The following is a 16,741-nucleotide window of genomic DNA, read 5'->3' on the forward strand; positions in this document are numbered from 1 at the left end:
GGCGATTGCGCTGAACTAGCGCTGGGGTCGCGGCCGGGGCCGCTGCAGGCGCCGGTGCGCGCCACCACACCTCGGGCCGATCACGACGCACCAACGCCATACCGCACGGAGAGAGACCGCCATGAATGCCGCCTTCAAGATCTTTCTGCTCGCCGGTGCACTGCTGTACGGCCTGCCGGGGCTGGTGTGGTGGGTGAACCATCGGCGGGCCAAGCGCGCACGGCTGGCCCAGGGCGCGATCAGCGTCGAGGTCCGCGCGCCATGAGCGGAAGCGAAAGCACCCGGGCGCCCCTCACTGAAGAACAGCGGCAGATCCTTCGCGATATCAACGCTACGCGTCCGGTCAGCGATGAGGCGGCCAACTGGGCCGTCAAGGCCGGCTACGCCGCGCAGGCCGAAGATGGTGACATCGACCTCACCCAGGCCGGTCGCCAGCGGGTGGACTCCAGCACGCTGTAGGGGGCCACTGCCCTCGCCCGTCATTCCGTGCGCCGGAGGTCATCCGTCCGAATGACACTTGAAGGGCGTTCCGGCCCGTGCGAAAAGTGATGCCCGCTCTGGTCCGATTGAAGCAGGCACTGCCGATGAAACGCTTCCCCGCTGTTGTCGCCGCCGTGCTCCTAGCCGCCGGCATGCTCGCGCCCCTGGCGGCATCCGCTGGCGAGGAGGCCGAAGATGCCGCTGCCCTCACGCGCACCATCACCGGATTGGATGACCAGGTCTTCGACGCTTACAACCGCTGCGACCTGGAGACCTTTACCCGCTACTTTTCGCCTACCGTCGAGTTCTATCACGACAGCGGCGGGGCCACGTTCGATCGCGACACGGTGGTCTCCAACACGCGCAAGTACATTTGCCACAAGGTCCGCCGCGAACGGGTTCCCGGGACGCTCAAGGTCTACCCGATCAAGAACTTCGGCGCGATCGAGGAAGGCGAGCACCGCTTCTGCGAGGTGGCCACCGGCAAGTGCGAAGGCAGCGCGAAGTTCGTGATGGTCTGGCAGCACAAGGACGGGCAATGGCAGATGACCCGGGTGCTGAGCTACGGCCATCGCGCGTTGACCGTGGCTGAAAAGGCGGCGCTGGAGACGACAGGACAAAAGTGAGGCCTGGCAGGGTCGGTCCGCACTGTCACCGTGCGCCTGAGGGATTGCCGGTACCACACCGCACTGACCGCTGATCCTGTCAGGCCGCCACGGCATCGATCCGCTGGAGGGGAGCCGTACCCTACCCGATCCGGCAGGCACGTCCCGCTCAGCGCCGACGTGAGGTCGCGCGCGGCTGCAACGCGTCCAGGGCGCCAGCATTGCGGCGCGCCCAGTCGTAGATCAGTTCGATCGGTTCGACCAGTTGCCGCCCCAGCGGGGTCAATGTGTACTCCACCGAGGGCGGCACGGTGGGGTACTCGTTGCGCAGCACGATCCCCGCATGCTCCATGTCACGCAGCGTCTGGATCAGCATCTTCTTGGAGACGGCCGGCAGGCTGCGGTGCAGCGCGTTGCTGCGGGCGGTACCGTCATGCCGCACGGCCAGGGTGTGCAGCACCATCGAGGTCCACTTGGTGCTGAACAGCTCCAGCACCCGCCGGGGGGCGCAATCCTCTCGCCAGTGCTCTTCGGGAGTACCCGTTTTCATGTGTGGTTACCGTTTGGTGCCTTCTTTCGAGGCGTATCTGGATATCCTAAGGTGTGCGCCTGTAAAGCAATGAAAGAGGCGACATCGTGAGGCAGAAAGCGTTGGTGGTCGGTGCAACGGGCATCGTGGGCAGTGCACTGATACAACGGCTGCTGCAGGAGGGCTGGGAAGTTCACGGCCTGGCCCGTCGGCCCGATTCGCTGCCCGCCGGCGCCCACGGCGTCTGCGCCGACCTGCACGATGCGCAGGCCACGCGCGCCGCGCTGTCCGGACTGGCACCCACGCACGTGTTCATCACCACCTGGTCCCGGCAGGCCAACGAGGCCGAGAACATCCGGGTGAACGGCGCGATGGTGCGTCACCTGCTTGGCGCGCTTCAGCCCGCAGGCACGGTGCAGCACGTAGCGCTGGTGACGGGCCTGAAACACTACCTCGGCCCGTTCGAGGCCTATGCGCAGGGCAACCTGCCGCAGACGCCCTTCCGTGAAGAACAACCGCGCCTGCCCGTGGACAACTTCTACTACGCACAGGAAGACGAGGTGTTTGCCGCCGCCGCCCGCGATGGCTTCCACTGGAGCGTGCACCGTCCGCACACGGTGATCGGCGCGGCGGTGGGCAATGCCATGAACATGGGCACGACCCTGGCCGTGCACGCGAGCCTGTGCAGGCACACCGGGCGCCCGTTCCAGTTCCCCGGTTCGCTCGCCCAATGGGAGGGGCTGACCGACATGACCGATGCCGGGCTGCTGGCGCGTCATCTGCTGTGGGCCACGCAGACACCGGCCGCCGCCAACCAGGCCTTCAACGTGGTCAACGGCGACGTGTTCCGGTGGCGCTGGATGTGGGGCCGGATCGCGGCGTGGTTCGATATCGAGGCCGTACCCTTCAGTGGCCACGTGCGGCCGCTGGCGGCGCAGATGGCCGACGATGCCGCGCCCTGGTCCGCACTGGCCGCCACGCACGGTCTGGCAGAGCCGGATATCCATCGGCTGATCTCGCCCTGGCACACCGATGCCGATCTCGGGCGCCCGCTGGAGGTGATCACGGACATGTCCAAAAGCCGCCGGATGGGCTTCCTGGACTACCAGCCCAGCGACGATGCGTTCTTCGACCTGTTCGCCCGCCTGCGGGCGGCGCGCCTGATCCCCTGATCGAGCCGGAGCCACGGGCGACCGACGGGATCCAGCCCGGGCAGCGGGGGCGAACGGGGGGTGTTCCAAAGCGGCGCCCGGCAGCGATACCCTATCGTTGCCGCCCCGTGTCGCCTGCAGTACGGGCCACCGGGTTCCGGAGCCGCCCCCCGCCGATCGCAGGTACCGCTTGAGTTCTTCACCTTCCCCCGGCTCCCACCGCGAGCGGGATTCCGAGCGCGTCAAGATGGCGCTGGCCGCCGGCGCGATCATCGGCACCTGGTTCTGGGACGTGGCCCGGGACAACCTCACGGTGGATGATGCCCTCGCCCTGGCCCATGGCCTGGACCCTGCCCTGGCGCGCACGGAACTGCGGCTGGAACAGGTGGTCGCCGCCGTTCATCCCGACGACCGCGCCGGCCTGGCCGATGCGATCGCCGAGGCGGTCCGCCGGGGCGGTCGCTATGCGCACCAGTACCGTACCCGCGGCCCGGACGGCGCGTACCGCTGGATCGAAGCGATCGGCCGGGTGGATCTCGATGCGCAGGGAGAGGCCATCGGCTTCCCCGGCGTGCTCATCGATATCGACGAACGCCGCCGAATCGAAGCCGAGCGGGACCAGGCACAGACCCTGCTGCGCTCCTTCGTCGAGGCAGCCCCCGGCGTGGTGTATGCCAAGGACCGCCAGGGCCGGATCCTGATCGGCAACCGCGGCACCACCGACCTCATCGGCCTGCCGCCGGAGGTGTACGTGGGCCGCACCGATGCCGAACTGCTGAACGACCCAGCCCAGGCCGCCACGGTCATGGCCACCGACGAGCGGGTCATGGCCAGCGGGCAGACCGAGCAGCTCGAAGAGGAAGTGAGCTTCCCCGATGGCCGGCGCGCCTACTGGCTGTCGACCAAGTCACCGTTGCGTGACGCCGACGGCACCGTGGTCGGCCTGGTCGGCACCTCGCTGGACATCACCGACCGCAAGGCCGCCGAGGCGCGCCACCTGGAAGTGGAGGAGCGCTATCGGCTGGCCGCCCAGGCCACCAACGATGCGATCTGGGACTGGCGGATCTCCGATGGCCATGTGATCTGGAACGAGGCGCTCACCACCCTGTTCGGCCATCCCCTGGCCGAGACCACGGCGCAGTGGTGGCTGGACCACATCCATCCCGATGACCGTGCGCGCGTCGATGCCGACATCCATGCGGTGATCGAAGGCGGCGGGACGAGCTGGAACAGCGAATACCGGTTCCGGCGCGCCGATGGCAGCTTTGCGCCGGTGCTCGACCGCGGCACCGTATTGCGTGGCGGCGTGGGTGAGCCGCTGCGGATGATCGGCGCGATGCTCGACCTGACCGTCCGCAATACAGCCGAAGCCGCGCTGGCCAAGAGCGAGGAACGCCTGCGCTTTGCCACTGAGGCCGGTGACATGGGCTTCTGGGATGTCGACCTGGTCCGCGATGAACTGATCTGGCCGGCACGGACCAAGGCGATGTTCGGCATCTCGCCCGGGGTGGCAGTGACGTTGCGCGACTTCTACGACGGCATCCATCCCGATGACAGCGAGGCAACGTTCGCGGCCTTCGCCGCCGCGGCCGACCCGGCCCGGCGCGCGCTCTACGACGTGGAGTACCGCACCGTCGGCAAGGAAGACGGTGTCGTGCGCTGGGTGGCGGCAAAGGGGCGTGGCCATTTCGAAGGCGACCGCTGCGTGCGGGTGGTCGGCGTGGCGATCGAGATCACGGCGCGCAAGCTCGCCGACGCACGCCTGCAGGAATTGAACGAACACCTCGAGAGCCGCGTGCTCGAAGAGGTCGCCGAGCGCACGCGCGTGGAAGATGCCCTGCGCCAAAGCCAGAAGATGGAGGCGGTGGGCCAGTTGACCGGCGGCATCGCGCACGACTTCAACAACATGCTCGCCACCGTGATCGGCCCGCTGGACCTGCTTGCGATGCGCATGGGCGACAGCGATCCGCGCGCCAAGCGCTATATCGACATGGCCATCGACGGCGCGACCCGGGCCGCGCAGCTGACCCAGCGCCTGCTGGCGTTTTCCCGGCAACAGCCCCTGCAGCCGGTGCCCTTGGACGTGAACCACCTGGTGGCGGGCATGTCCGACCTGCTGGTGCATTCGCTGGGCAGCAGCATCCGCCTGGAGACCGTGTTGGCCGCGCAGGTGTGGTGCACCTTCGCCGATGCCAATCAGCTGGAGAACGTGATCCTCAACCTGGCCGTCAACGCGCGCGACGCGCTGCCGGGCGGCGGGCGGCTGGTGGTGGAAACGGCCAACTGCCGGATCGCCTCTGCCGCAGACGCCATGCGTGCCGACGTGCCCACCGGTGAGTACGTGCTGATCACGGTGGCCGACAACGGGGGCGGCATGCCACCGGAGGTGATCGCCAAGGCCTTCGATCCGTTCTTCACCACCAAGAAGGTCGGCCAGGGCACCGGGCTGGGCCTGTCACAGGTGTACGGCTTCGTCCGCCAATCGGCCGGGCACGTGAAGATCCATTCCTCGCTCGGCAAGGGAACGACGGTGGCGCTGTATCTCCCGCGCCGGGAGGGGGAGATCGACGCGGGTCCTTCGACAGCACCCGCGGACAGTCGCCCGCTGAGCGGTGGCCGCGAGCTGGTCCTGGTCGTGGAAGACGAACCGGGCGTGCGACAGTTTTCCATCGAGGCGCTGAGCGAACTGGGCTACCCGGTCCTTGCCGCCGACGGTGCGGCCGGCGCGCTGGCGCTGCTCGAGCAGCATCCGGACATCGCGCTGCTGTTCACCGATGTGGTGATGCCGGAGGTCAACGGCCGGCAACTGGCCGACGAAGCCCTCAAACGGCGGCCCGACCTGAAAGTGCTGTTCACCACCGGCTACAGCCGCAATGCGCTGGAACACGATGGGGTGCTGGACCCCGCAGTCCACGTGATCGGCAAGCCGTTCACGCTGGAAGATCTGGCGCTTCGGGTGCGTGCGGTGCTGGCGGAGGTGCGGTGATCCCGACGCCGGCATGCCGTGCTGGGACAGGGATCGCACGCGAATTTCAAACAACCGCTTGAAACACGCGTAACTTCGCCGAACTGGACACGATCCACCAGTTCCGCCAGACTCCGCCCTTTCCTGTTGTTCGGCACCCATGGCGAAACTGCTGGTCCTGCATGGCCCCAACCTCAACCTGCTCGGCACGCGCGAGCCGGGGGTCTATGGGCACACCACGCTGGCGCAGATCGACCAGGCCCTGCTGGCCCAGGCGCAGGCCGCCGGCAATGCTCTGGAGAGCCTGCAGTCCAACGCCGAGCACGTGCTGGTGGACCGCGTGCAGGCCGCCCGGGACGACGGCACCGCCTTCATCCTGATCAACCCGGCGGCGTTCACCCACACCTCGGTGGCCCTGCGCGATGCGCTGGCCGCGGTGGACCTGCCCTTCATCGAGATCCATCTGTCCAACCCGCATGCACGCGAGCCCTTCCGCCAGCACAGTTATTTCAGCGACAAGGCGGTCGGGGTGATCTGTGGGTTCGGTGCGGACAGCTATCGCTACGCGATGGATGCAGCGCTGACCCGGCTGGCGGCCGCTTCGGCGTGATGACGCTGCCGCGGGTCCTGGCCAGCGTCGCGCTGTGGGGCTGCCTGTGCGGCGCCGCCATCGCCGCTGATCGCAGCGCGGAAGGCATCGACTGCGCGCAGCCGAGCGGCACCATGGAATCAGACCTGTGCGCCTCGGATGTGGCCAGCGAGGCCGATACCGAATTGAACACGGTGTATGCCCAGGCGCGCCAGCAGTTGCGCAGCCAGGCTGCCGAAGGCGCCTGCACGCACTGCGCCGATGCCGAGAAGCAGCTGGTCCTGGCCCAGCGCGCGTGGATGCAGCTGCGCGACCACGACTGCGACGCGGTCTACGCCTTCAACGCCGATGGCACCTCGCGCAATGGCGCGCAGATGCATTGCCTGACCACCCTCGCGCGCGACCGTACGCGGCAGCTGCGCGATTTCTACGAACTGCTTTGACCCGAGCGCACCGCGCTTTCCCCTCTCCACTGACATCAAGACCACAGAGGCCCCTATGGATCTCCGCAAAATCAAGAAGCTGATCGACCTGCTGGAAGAGTCGAACCTCGCCGAAATCGAAATCAAGGAAGGCGAAGAGTCCGTGCGCCTGTCGCGCGCGCCCGTCTCCGGCTACGGCATGGTCCAGGCCCAGCCGCAGATGATGATGGCCCCGGCACCGGCCCAGGCCGCTGCCCCGGCGATGCCGATGCAGTCGCCGACCGAAGCCTCCACCGGTGGCACCGCCAAGGCCGGCAACGCCCTGCCCGATGGCCACGTGCTGCGCGCGCCGATGGTCGGCACCTTCTATGCCTCGTCCTCGCCGGACAAGCCGGCCTTCGTGTCGGTCGGCCAGGCCGTCAAGGCCGGTGAAACGCTGGCGATCATCGAAGCGATGAAAATGTTCAACCCGATCGAAGCCGATGTTTCCGGCACCATCGTCGCCATCCTGGGCGAAAACGGCCAGCCGGTCGAATTCGACCAGCCGCTGTTCGTGATCGGCTAAGGATTAGTCCATGCTCGACAAAGTCGTTATTGCCAACCGAGGGGAGATCGCGCTGCGCATCCTGCGCGCGTGCCATACCCTGGGCATCCGCACGGTGGCTGTGCATTCCACGGTCGACCGCAACCTCAAGCACGTGGCCATGGCCGACGAGTCGGTCTGCATCGGTCCGGCACCGTCCTCGGAGAGCTACCTCAACATCCCGGCCCTGATCGCTGCGGCGGAAGTCACCGACGCGCAGGCCATCCACCCGGGGTACGGCTTCCTCTCGGAGAACGCCGACTTCGCCGAGCGCGTGGAAGAATCCGGTTTCATCTTCATCGGCCCCAAGGCCGACACCATCCGCCTGATGGGCGACAAGGTGGAAGCGATCCGCGCGATGAAGGCGGCCGGCGTGCCGTGCGTGCCCGGCTCGGGCGGCCCGCTGACCGACGACATCGTGGCCAACACCAAGATCGCCCGTGAGATCGGCTACCCGGTCATCATCAAGGCCTCCGGTGGCGGTGGCGGTCGTGGCATGCGCGTGGTGCATGCCGAGGCCTCGCTGAAGGCGGCGATCGAGACCACCAAGTCCGAAGCCAAGGCCGCTTTCAGCAACGATCAGGTCTACATGGAGAAGTTCCTGGAGAATCCGCGCCACGTGGAGATCCAGGTGCTTGCCGACGGCCAGGGCAACGCCATCCACCTCGGTGAACGCGACTGCTCCATGCAGCGCCGCCACCAGAAAGTGGTGGAAGAAGCGCCGGCACCGGGCATCACCGCCGAGCTGCGCGACGAGATCGGCAAGGTCTGCGTGGAAGCCTGCATCCGCATCGGCTACCGCGGCGCGGGTACCTTCGAGTTCCTGTTCGAAGACGGTCGCTTCTACTTCATCGAAATGAACACCCGCGTGCAGGTGGAACATCCGGTGACGGAGATGGTGACCGGCATCGACCTGGTCTGCGAGCAGCTGCGCATCGCCGCCGGCCAGAAGCTGAGCATCAAGCAGAGCGACGTGGTGCTGACCGGCCACGCGATCGAATGCCGCATCAACGCCGAAGATGCCGAAACCTTCGTGCCGAGCCCGGGCCAGATCACCGCGTTCCATCCGCCGGGTGGCCCCGGTGTGCGCGTGGATACCCACATCTACAGTGGTTACCGCGTGCCGCCGAACTACGACTCGATGATCGGCAAGCTGATCGTGCACGGCCCGGATCGCGAGACCGCGATCGCGCGCATGCGCGTGGCGCTGAGCGAACTGGTCGTGGACGGCATCAAGACCAACGTCGCGCTGCAGCAGCGCATCATGCGCGACAAGGGCTTCCAGGCCGGTGGACAGAACATCCACTACCTGGAAAAGCGCCTGGCCGAACGCAAGAACAAGTCGATCGCGTTGACCTGATCGCTTGCGCGGGACGCTGGACAGCAGAAAGGCGGGGATTTCCCCGCCTTTTTGTTTGCGCGAACCGAGCTGCCATGGCCCGCGATGCCGGTGGCGCCAACCCGGGGTTGGTTGACCCGAGCCATGGCGAAGGCACGCCGCGGCCCCGCAGGGCGGGGCATGCCGCGCGTGCTTACCGCTTGGCGGTATCGGCCGCGGTGACCTGCGAATTCTTCACCGGCTCCACGCCCAGCGACGAGGTCGGATCGACGATCACCATCGTCTCGGTGGAACCATCCGGCCACACCACCTGGAAGGTGCTACCGGTCGGCAACGAAGCGAACGGCATGCCACTCTGCGCGCGATACACCGCAGCGACCTGACTGGCACCGGCACGACGCACTTCGGCATCGGCCTTGACCGAGGTCAACTGCACCTTGGACAGGCTTCGGTAACGATCATCGTAGGTATCGATCATCACCAGGCCCACTGCTCCGGCCGAGTACGCGACGAACAACGCGACCCAGAACCAGAATTTCGCACCGTGCAGGATTCGACGGTAATTCATCGCCCATTCCTCTGCTTGACCAGCTCTTCGACCAACACGTTCATTTTCCCCGCACCTTGCCGCGATACCGCGGCGTCATACACAAAAGTGGCAAAGTCCTGCCCACCGTTCTGCGAACAGATCCCTCCGTTCGCGCAGAAATTGTTCATCAGCACACTGTCCGGGCCGCACGCCATACCCAGTTCGCAGGCCGCCAGCCGCCAGGCCAGTTCGCTGAACTGATCGCCGGCCACCAGGCCGCTCATCGCGCTGTCCCCGCTGGCGCGCTGACCCATGCCTGGCGCGAGCGCCATGAAGGCTTCCGGATCGCGCGAATCCATCACGCGCTCGACCAGGCCGCGACGATAGGCCGGGGCGGTTTCCAGCGGATGACCTTCGGCGAACAGCGACGCCTCCGCAGCCAGGTTGCCGGCCTTGGCCGCCTCCAGACGCTGGGTCAGGATCAACGGGCGGCCGAGATTATCGCTGCTGACGAAACCCGCGCAGCGGCGCGACACGCGCTCGCGCGCGGCGACCATCGGTGCCGACGCGCTCATGCCCATGCCGGTGAGCAGGGTGTTGTCGAGCTGGTAACCGCCCGGGTCCATCGCGTACATGGCGCAGTAGTCGTACACCCGGCTCACCATCCACCCGGCCTCGGCGTTGCCATTGGCGGCCTGGAACTGCAGCCGCTGCGCGTAGGCGAACAAGTCGGTGTCGCCTTCGATATCCGCGCGCAGGTCCAGCGGAAGGCCCGAGGCCACCGCGGTGCCGCGCTCGCTGCCGAGCAGACGCCGGGCCAGCTGCCGCGCTTCGGCCGGAACCGCGCTGGTGGCCTCGCCGGCCTGGGGCCCATCCACCTGCGAGGTGGCCGGTTCGGCGTGCAGCACCCGATCGCCCGCGCGATAGCCCACCACCCCCAGCAACGCCAGGGCCGGTACGACCAGCAACCAGGTTTTCAGGGTCGGCACGAGCGCCATGGGCAGGACGTCAGAGGCTGTCAGCGATAGACAGCAGAAATGTAAGTTTAGCAAGCAGCCGCAACGCTGTCTGAACCGGTCGTCCGGCCGATCTTACCGGCCGGCGAGACGACCTCCCCACGGTACGCCGGGACCCGCGGCCCGCACTGGTCTAACATGCACGGTTTTCCGCCGGTCCCCTGCCCCCATGCCCTTCCTGGAACTCAACCTGCACTGCACCGAAGCCACCCAGCCGCGCTATGAGAATGCGCTGGACGACGTGGGCGCGCTGGCGGTGACCCTGCTCGATGCCGATGCCGACACCAGCAACGAGCGCGCGATCCTGGAGCCGGGCGTGGGCGAGACGCCACTGTGGAACGACCTGGTGCTGACCGCGCTGTTCCCGGGCGACACCAATGCGCTGGCCCTGCTGGCCGCGCTGGACGCCTTCGATCCGGGCCTGGACTGGGCAAATGCCAGCTTCCGCGCCGTGGCCGACGAAGACTGGGAACGCGCCTGGATCGACCAGTTCCAGCCGATGGCCTTCGGCGACCGCACCTGGATCGTGCCGTGGAACCACGACCTGCCGGAGGCCGCGCAGGCCGAGGATGCCGCCGTGGTCCGCCTGGACCCGGGCCTGGCGTTCGGTTCGGGCACCCACCCCACCACCGCGCTGTGCCTGCGTTGGCTGGACGGGCTGGCCACCGAAGGTGCGCTGGCCGGCAACACCGTGCTCGATTTCGGCTGCGGCTCGGGCATCCTCGCCCTGGCGGCGCTGAAGCTGGGGGCTGCCCGCGCGGTGGGCGTGGACAACGACCCGCAGGCGGTGATCGCCACCCGTGACAACGCCGAGCGCAATGGTCTTCAGGACCGGGTGCAGGTCTATCTGCCGGAGGACGAACCGCAGGCCACGTACCCGGTGGTGGTGGCGAACATCCTCGCCTCGGCGCTGGATGCACTGGCCGATGTGCTGGCCGCGCGCGTCGCGCCGGGCGGTCGCATCGCGCTGTCGGGCATCCTGCACGGGCAGGAAGGTGAACTGCTGGAGCGCTATGCCCCGGCCTTCGAGCAGCTGGCCGTGGCGCAGGATGGCGACTGGATGCGCATCACCGGCGTCCGCCGTGCTTGAATAGCCCGTCCCCTGCCCGGTCCCGTGCCCATGTCCGAGCCTCCGATGCCGCCGCGACGCCCGCTCGCCACGTTCCTGCGTCCGTCTGCGCCGGCCCCGGCCGAACCGGCGGATCGTCCGGCCGCACCCGATGACACGCCGCCTGCGCCGTCGATGACGTCCGTGGGCGATCGCATCGCGCCGCTGGCGGTGGAACAGGTGATCGATGCACAGCCGCTGCATGCGCCGCAGCCGTCCGCGCCGGCACCTGGCATCGGGGTCGACTCCGACGCTGATGCCGCACGCCGGTTCATCGCCGACGCGGCGCCCGCAGCCGCGGCGGTCGGGCAGGCGCCATCGCCTTCGCCCTCGACAGCGCTGCCGGATGCCGGGCGCGCCCCGGGCGGGGACGCACCCACCCCGGCCACGGCTGCCCTGCCGCCAGCCGACGCGATCACCACGCCGAGCTTCCTGCGCCTGCCCGGTGCGCGCCTGCGCACGCCGCGCTGGCAGTGGGGCATGGTTGCCGGGCTGGCCGCGCTGCTGCTGGTGCAGATCGCGGTGGCCGACCGCGCCCGGCTGGCTGCCGATGCCGGCACGCGGCCCTGGATTGCCGGGCTGTGCAGCGTGCTGCGCTGCGCCTTGCCGGCCTGGCGCGAGCCGACCGCTTTCAGCATGCTCAGCCGCGATGTACGCCCCGTTGCCGGCGTGGCCGGCGCGCTGCAGGTGCAGGCGAGCATCCGCAACGACGCACGCTGGGCCCAGTCCTGGCCGTCGCTGCGGCTGTCCCTGTCCGATGCCGATGGCCGCGTGATCGGCACCAATGTGTTCGCGCCGGCCGACTATCTGGATCGCGCGACGGACCCGGCCGCCACGCTGGAACCGGGCCAGAGCGCACAGATCGCCTTCCGCGTGCGGGAGCCTGCGGCGTCTACGGTCGCATTCACCTTTGAGTTCCTCTGAGGCACCGCCGGGCTGCCAGAGCGTGGCAGGCGGCCCACGCACGCGCTAGACTGACCCCATCATCATTCCGCCGTGGGCTGTTGTCCGCCCCGGCTCTTGCACCGGGAAACTCCTTGAACGCTGTCCTTTCTCGTCCTGACAACAGTCGTGGCGCGCCCAAGCCACCCCTGCGCGAACACGTGGCCCAGTCGGTCAGGCGCTACCTGCGGGACCTGGATGGCTGCGATGCGGACGATGTCTACGAGATCGTGCTGCGCGAGATGGAAATCCCGCTGTTCGTGGAAGTGCTCAACCATTGCGAAGGCAACCAGAGCCGCGCCGCTTCGATGCTCGGCATCCACCGCGCCACCCTGCGCAAGAAGCTGAAGGAATACGGCATCACCACCTGATGCCGGGCTGGGCGCGCGCATCGTGCCCGAGGGAAAGAAGGCCGGATCGAGCACGCCTCGGTACCGGCCTTCGTCGTTTCAGGGGCCCGCCGGCCGTCGTGGTGACCACCAACGCGGCCATGCCAGCGCCACTGGCCTACAATATGGCCCCGCTCCGCTTCGATCTCCTGCCCCCATGAGTTCCGATCTGCTGCCCGTGCGCCGGGCCCTGCTGTCCGTTTCCGACAAAACCGGTCTGATCGACCTGGCCCGCGCCCTCGCTGCGCGCAACGTGGAGCTGCTCTCCACCGGCGGGACCGCCAAGGCGATCCGCGAGGCTGGCCTGGCAGTGAAAGATGTCGCCGACGTCACCGGCTTCCCGGAAATGATGGATGGCCGGGTCAAGACCCTGCACCCGATGGTGCACGGCGGCCTGCTCGGCCGCGCCGGGCTGGATGACGCCGTCATGGCCGAACACGGCATCGGCGCGATCGATCTGCTGGTGCTGAACCTGTATCCGTTCGAATCGGTCACCGCCAAGGCGGACTGCACCCTCGAAGACGCCGTGGAGAACATCGACATCGGTGGCCCGGCGATGCTGCGTTCGGCCGCAAAGAATTTCGCCCGCGTGGCGGTGGCGACCGATCCGTCGCAGTACGACGAACTGCTGGCCGAACTGGACGCCAATGACGGCAAGCTGTCGGCGGCCAAGCGCTTCGCCTTTTCGGTCGCCGCGTTCAACCGCGTGGCCCAGTACGACGCGGCGATCAGCAATTACCTCTCGGCCGTGACCACCACCGACACCGCCGTGCCGGTGCGCGCGGAGTTTCCGGCCCAGATGAATTCGAACTTCGTGAAGGTGATGGATCTGCGCTACGGCGAGAACCCGCACCAGAGCGGCGCGTTCTATCGCGACCTGTACCCGGTGCCGGGCACGCTGGCCACCTTCCAGCAGCTGCAGGGCAAGGAACTGAGCTACAACAACCTCGCCGACGCCGATGCCGCGTGGGAATGCGTGCGTCAGTTCGACGTGCCGGCCTGCGTGATCGTCAAGCACGCCAACCCGTGCGGCGTGGCCGTGGGCGCCGGCAACGGCGATGCCTACGAGCTGGCCTATGCGACCGACCCGACCAGTGCCTTCGGCGGCATCATCGCCTTCAACCAGCCGCTGGACGCGGCCACCGCCAAGGTGATCCTGGACCGCCAGTTCGTTGAAGTGCTGATCGCTCCGGATTACGAGCCGGCCGCGCTGGAATACGCGACCAAAAAGGCCAACGTGCGCGTGCTGCGCATTCCGCATGGCGAAGGCCTCAACAACTACGACACCAAGCGGATTGGTTCCGGCCTGCTGATGCAGAGTGCCGACAACCGCGGCATGAGCCGCGACGAACTGACCGTGGTGAGCAAGCTGGCGCCGACCGAGAAGCAGTTCGCCGATCTGCTGTTCGCCTGGAAGGTCGCCAAGTTCGTCAAGTCCAACGCGATCGTCTACGCCAAGGACAACCGCACCATCGGTGTCGGCGCCGGCCAGATGAGCCGCGTGTACTCGGCGCGCATCGCCGGCATCAAGGCCGCCGATGCGAACCTGGTGGTGGAAGGCTCGGTGATGGCCTCCGATGCGTTCTTCCCGTTCCGCGATGGCATCGATGCCGCCGCTGCCGCCGGCATCAAGGCGGTGATCCAGCCGGGTGGCTCGATGCGCGACAACGAAGTGATCGCCGCCGCCGATGAGCATGGCCTGGCGATGGTGTTCACCGGCGTCCGTCACTTCCGTCACTGATGCTGGCATCGACACGGATGTCGTCCTCGCTCCGCAATCGCCTCGCAGCGGTGGTCATGGCCGTTGCTGCGGGGCTGCTGGGCTGCACGCCTGCCAGTGAACCGGGGGCGTCTTCCGAGCCCGCCAAACCGCACCGTGTGCTCAACACCACGGCGCAGCCAGAAGACACGATCCGCGTCAGGGGCGATCACACCGAGCGCCTGCAGGCCTTCCTGCGCCTGCGCTATGGCGACAAGGCCGCACTGGATGCGCCGTGGAAGGATGCGTGGGAGGACACCGAGGTGGAGGCACTTCGCCCGGTCACCCGCCGTGTGTGCGCGCGTGACACGGCCACGGCCGACGGTCAGGAACAGACCCTGCTGGCGGTGTGCCAGACCCTGGACGATGCCGCCACGGTCGAGCCGGGCCGGGTCGATCTGTACGTGCTGCGCGTGGGTACGGACGAGGAAAAAACCAACCGGGGCGGCTTCTTCGCGCAGCTGCCCGCCGATGATCCGCTGCTGGTCATGGCCCAGCGCCTGCAGGGGCAGTACGGGCGCCACGGTTCACCCGGCACGGTCCAGATCGCGCAGCTCGGCCCGCAGCGCCGCGCGTTCCAGATCTCCCACGAGGAACACCGGCGCGGCCATCGGCGCGTCTGGCGCAGCTACATCGCCGAACACAACCATCGCCTGCGCGATGTCGCCCGGTACCGCGATCACCTCGACAACCTTGCCCTGCACGGCTGTGACGGCAATCCGGCCGACTGCGGCGAGGGCGTGTTCGCGGTCGACTTCAACACGACCGTGGGCGACAGCACCGCCGTGGAGGGCTACTGGCCGCTGACGGTGCGTGCCAGCGGCCACGACTGCACGGGACCTGCGACCGAGTTCTACCATCTCATCTTCGATGCGCGGCAGCGCGCGTATCCGGTACCGGACGACCTGCAGCGCGACGGCTGCGCCGACAGCTGAGGCCGTGGGTTGCCACGGCAGCCGACCGCCCGAATGCGCCCGCCGCCCGCACCGCGTAAAATCACGTTCCTGCCCTCTTACGCGAGAACTGCATTGAAGATCCTGGTCATCGGCGCTGGCGGCCGTGAACACGCCCTGGCCTGGAAGCTGGCCCAGTCCGCGAAGGTCCGCGAGGTCATCGTCGCCCCCGGCAATGCAGGCACCGCGACCGAACCCAAGTGCCGCAACGTGGCCGTCAAGGTCACCGACCTGGACGGCCTGCTGGCACTGGTCGGCACCGAAGGCATCGGCCTGACCGTGGTCGGCCCGGAAGTGCCGCTGGTGGCTGGTGTGGTCGATCGCTTCCGCGCCGCCGGGCACCGCATCTTCGGGCCCACCGCCGCCGCCGCGCAGCTGGAAGGCAGCAAGGCGTATGCGAAGGACTTCCTGGCCCGCCACAAGATCCCGACCGCGTTCTACGCCGTGCACACCGAGGTCGAGCCGGCGCTGGCCTACCTGCGTGAGAAGGGCGCACCGATCGTGGTCAAGGCCGATGGTCTGGCCGCCGGCAAGGGCGTGATCGTGGCGATGACCCTGGCCGAGGCCGAGGACGCGGTGCGCGACATGCTCTCCGGCAATGCCTTCGGCGATGCTGGCGCACGCGTGGTGATCGAAGAATTCCTGGACGGCGAAGAAGCCAGCTTCATCTCGATGGTGGACGGCAGGACCGCGCTGCCGATGGCGACCTCGCAGGACCACAAGCGCGTCGGCGACGGCGACACCGGCCCGAACACCGGCGGCATGGGCGCGTACTCGCCGGCCCCGGTGGTGACCGATGAAGTGCATGCGCGCGTGATGCGCGAGGTGGTCAACCCGACCGTGCAGGGCATGATCGCCGACGGCATTCCGTTCACCGGCTTCCTCTATGCCGGCCTGATGATCGATGCCAGCGGCGCGCCGAAGGTGATCGAATTCAACGTGCGCTTTGGCGATCCGGAAACCCAGCCGGTGATGCTGCGCCTGCAGTCGGACCTGGTGGATCTGGTCGAAGCGGCGATCGACGAGCGCCTGGATACCGTGGAGGCGCAGTGGGACCCGCGCCCGTCGCTGGGCGTGGTGATGGCGGCCTCGCCGTATCCGGAGACCCCGATCACCGGTGACGTGATCCACGGCCTGGACGCTGTCGCCGCGACGGCCAAGGTGTTCCATGCCGGCACCACGCTGGACGCGCAGGGCCAGCTGCTCAGCGCCGGCGGCCGTGTGCTGTGCGTGGCTGCACTGGGCGGCACGGTGGGCGAAGCACAGCGCAACGCCTACGCCGGCGTCGGTGCGATCCACTGGGCGCATGAGTTCCACCGCGGTGATATCGGCTGGCGGGCGATCGCGCGCGAGCAGGGCTGAGGCGGGTCAAGGGCAGCGAC

At 68.0% G+C, this 16,741-nt stretch carries 18 protein-coding genes; 15 read left to right on the forward strand and 3 right to left on the reverse strand.

The features are described 5' to 3' along the window. The first annotated feature begins 121 nt into the window (after positions 1 to 121). The 3 genes from NJD74_RS12745 (at position 122) to NJD74_RS12755 (ending at position 1,106) form a co-directional block, all read left to right on the forward strand. Positions 122 to 265, forward strand: a complete 144-nt coding sequence (locus NJD74_RS12745; RefSeq protein ID WP_019183543.1) for a hypothetical protein — start codon at positions 122 to 124, stop codon at positions 263 to 265. After that, on the forward strand, positions 262 to 459 hold the full coding sequence (locus tag NJD74_RS12750; protein WP_070426068.1) for a hypothetical protein: 198 nt from the start codon (positions 262 to 264) through the stop codon (positions 457 to 459). Before NJD74_RS12745 ends, NJD74_RS12750 begins: the two co-directional genes overlap by 4 nt. A 107-nt stretch (positions 460 to 566) precedes the next feature. Beyond that, positions 567 to 1,106 (forward strand): nuclear transport factor 2 family protein, encoded by a 540-nt coding sequence (locus NJD74_RS12755; protein WP_319624301.1) that lies wholly within the window; start codon positions 567 to 569, stop codon positions 1,104 to 1,106. Positions 1,107 to 1,254: 148 nt separating this feature from the next. Here NJD74_RS12755 and NJD74_RS12760 read toward each other — a convergent pair whose 3' ends face one another. Next, positions 1,255 to 1,635, reverse strand: coding sequence for a helix-turn-helix domain-containing protein (locus tag NJD74_RS12760; RefSeq protein WP_102788601.1), 381 nt, complete (start codon positions 1,633 to 1,635; stop codon positions 1,255 to 1,257). An 83-nt stretch (positions 1,636 to 1,718) separates the two neighbouring features. Here NJD74_RS12760 and NJD74_RS12765 point away from each other — a divergent pair, with 83 nt between their 5' ends. The 6 genes from NJD74_RS12765 (at position 1,719) to accC (ending at position 8,684) form a co-directional block, all read left to right on the forward strand. Beyond that, positions 1,719 to 2,786, forward strand: a complete 1,068-nt coding sequence (locus NJD74_RS12765) for an SDR family oxidoreductase (protein WP_217350019.1) — start codon at positions 1,719 to 1,721, stop codon at positions 2,784 to 2,786. 169 nt (positions 2,787 to 2,955) lie between these two features. Next, a complete protein-coding gene (locus tag NJD74_RS12770) occupies positions 2,956 to 5,751 on the forward strand; it encodes a PAS domain-containing protein (RefSeq protein ID WP_254427807.1) in 2,796 nt (931 codons plus the stop codon). 139 nt (positions 5,752 to 5,890) lie between these two features. Beyond that, entirely contained in the window at positions 5,891 to 6,340 is a 450-nt protein-coding gene (gene aroQ, locus NJD74_RS12775; RefSeq protein ID WP_102788604.1) for a type II 3-dehydroquinate dehydratase, read from the forward strand. Continuing rightward, entirely contained in the window at positions 6,340 to 6,762 is a 423-nt protein-coding gene (locus tag NJD74_RS12780) for a lysozyme inhibitor LprI family protein (protein WP_102788738.1), read from the forward strand. Before aroQ ends, NJD74_RS12780 begins: the two co-directional genes overlap by 1 nt. A 55-nt stretch (positions 6,763 to 6,817) precedes the next feature. Next, entirely contained in the window at positions 6,818 to 7,306 is a 489-nt protein-coding gene (gene accB, locus NJD74_RS12785) for an acetyl-CoA carboxylase biotin carboxyl carrier protein (protein WP_019183531.1), read from the forward strand. Between the two features lie 10 nt (positions 7,307 to 7,316). Continuing rightward, entirely contained in the window at positions 7,317 to 8,684 is a 1,368-nt protein-coding gene (gene accC / locus NJD74_RS12790) for an acetyl-CoA carboxylase biotin carboxylase subunit (RefSeq protein WP_019183530.1), read from the forward strand. Between the two features lie 172 nt (positions 8,685 to 8,856). On the opposite strand, the gene NJD74_RS12795 is transcribed toward accC, so the two are convergent. Together NJD74_RS12795 and NJD74_RS12800 are read right to left on the reverse strand one after the other, a co-directional pair. After that, positions 8,857 to 9,231, reverse strand: a complete 375-nt coding sequence (locus tag NJD74_RS12795; protein ID WP_019183529.1) for a hypothetical protein — start codon at positions 9,229 to 9,231, stop codon at positions 8,857 to 8,859. Continuing rightward, entirely contained in the window at positions 9,228 to 10,190 is a 963-nt protein-coding gene (locus NJD74_RS12800; protein ID WP_019183528.1) for a hypothetical protein, read from the reverse strand. The genes NJD74_RS12795 and NJD74_RS12800 overlap by 4 nt, the downstream gene beginning before the upstream one ends. A 187-nt stretch (positions 10,191 to 10,377) precedes the next feature. On the opposite strand from NJD74_RS12800, the gene prmA reads away from it, so the two are divergent. The 6 genes from prmA to purD all read left to right on the forward strand — a co-directional run bounded on the left by prmA (position 10,378) and on the right by purD (position 16,721). Next, positions 10,378 to 11,298, forward strand: coding sequence for a 50S ribosomal protein L11 methyltransferase (gene prmA / locus NJD74_RS12805; RefSeq protein ID WP_319624302.1), 921 nt, complete (start codon positions 10,378 to 10,380; stop codon positions 11,296 to 11,298). 30 nt (positions 11,299 to 11,328) lie between these two features. Beyond that, the gene (locus tag NJD74_RS12810) at positions 11,329 to 12,240 is read left to right on the forward strand and encodes a DUF3426 domain-containing protein (RefSeq protein WP_102788605.1); all 912 of its coding nucleotides are present in this window, start codon (positions 11,329 to 11,331) and stop codon (positions 12,238 to 12,240) included. 113 nt (positions 12,241 to 12,353) lie between these two features. After that, positions 12,354 to 12,629, forward strand: a complete 276-nt coding sequence (gene fis, locus NJD74_RS12815; protein ID WP_026069829.1) for a DNA-binding transcriptional regulator Fis — start codon at positions 12,354 to 12,356, stop codon at positions 12,627 to 12,629. A gap of 175 nt (positions 12,630 to 12,804) precedes the next feature. Further along, positions 12,805 to 14,388 (forward strand): bifunctional phosphoribosylaminoimidazolecarboxamide formyltransferase/IMP cyclohydrolase, encoded by a 1,584-nt coding sequence (gene purH / locus NJD74_RS12820; RefSeq protein ID WP_102788607.1) that lies wholly within the window; start codon positions 12,805 to 12,807, stop codon positions 14,386 to 14,388. Positions 14,389 to 14,405: 17 nt separating this feature from the next. After that, on the forward strand, positions 14,406 to 15,341 hold the full coding sequence (locus NJD74_RS12825; protein WP_319624303.1) for a hypothetical protein: 936 nt from the start codon (positions 14,406 to 14,408) through the stop codon (positions 15,339 to 15,341). A gap of 93 nt (positions 15,342 to 15,434) precedes the next feature. Beyond that, entirely contained in the window at positions 15,435 to 16,721 is a 1,287-nt protein-coding gene (gene purD, locus NJD74_RS12830) for a phosphoribosylamine--glycine ligase (protein WP_319624304.1), read from the forward strand. Positions 16,722 to 16,741 lie beyond the last annotated feature (20 nt).

The organism is Stenotrophomonas sp. RG-453 (assembly GCF_033843685.1).
Classification (GTDB): Bacteria; Pseudomonadota; Gammaproteobacteria; order Xanthomonadales; family Xanthomonadaceae; genus Stenotrophomonas; species Stenotrophomonas bentonitica_A.

Coding starts and splice junctions, on each gene's coding strand:
- NJD74_RS12760 (WP_102788601.1), bottom strand. CDS start 1,635: ATGAAAACGGGTACTCCCGAAGAGCACTGGCGAGAGGATTGCGCCCCC.
- NJD74_RS12745 (WP_019183543.1), top strand. CDS start 122: ATGAATGCCGCCTTCAAGATCTTTCTGCTCGCCGGTGCACTGCTGTAC.
- NJD74_RS12780 (WP_102788738.1), top strand. CDS start 6,340: ATGACGCTGCCGCGGGTCCTGGCCAGCGTCGCGCTGTGGGGCTGCCTG.
- NJD74_RS12810 (WP_102788605.1), top strand. CDS start 11,329: ATGTCCGAGCCTCCGATGCCGCCGCGACGCCCGCTCGCCACGTTCCTG.
- NJD74_RS12825 (WP_319624303.1), top strand. CDS start 14,406: ATGTCGTCCTCGCTCCGCAATCGCCTCGCAGCGGTGGTCATGGCCGTT.
- accC (WP_019183530.1), top strand. CDS start 7,317: ATGCTCGACAAAGTCGTTATTGCCAACCGAGGGGAGATCGCGCTGCGC.
- purH (WP_102788607.1), top strand. CDS start 12,805: ATGAGTTCCGATCTGCTGCCCGTGCGCCGGGCCCTGCTGTCCGTTTCC.
- NJD74_RS12750 (WP_070426068.1), top strand. CDS start 262: ATGAGCGGAAGCGAAAGCACCCGGGCGCCCCTCACTGAAGAACAGCGG.
- accB (WP_019183531.1), top strand. CDS start 6,818: ATGGATCTCCGCAAAATCAAGAAGCTGATCGACCTGCTGGAAGAGTCG.
- aroQ (WP_102788604.1), top strand. CDS start 5,891: ATGGCGAAACTGCTGGTCCTGCATGGCCCCAACCTCAACCTGCTCGGC.
- NJD74_RS12795 (WP_019183529.1), bottom strand. CDS start 9,231: ATGAATTACCGTCGAATCCTGCACGGTGCGAAATTCTGGTTCTGGGTC.
- prmA (WP_319624302.1), top strand. CDS start 10,378: ATGCCCTTCCTGGAACTCAACCTGCACTGCACCGAAGCCACCCAGCCG.
- NJD74_RS12800 (WP_019183528.1), bottom strand. CDS start 10,190: ATGGCGCTCGTGCCGACCCTGAAAACCTGGTTGCTGGTCGTACCGGCC.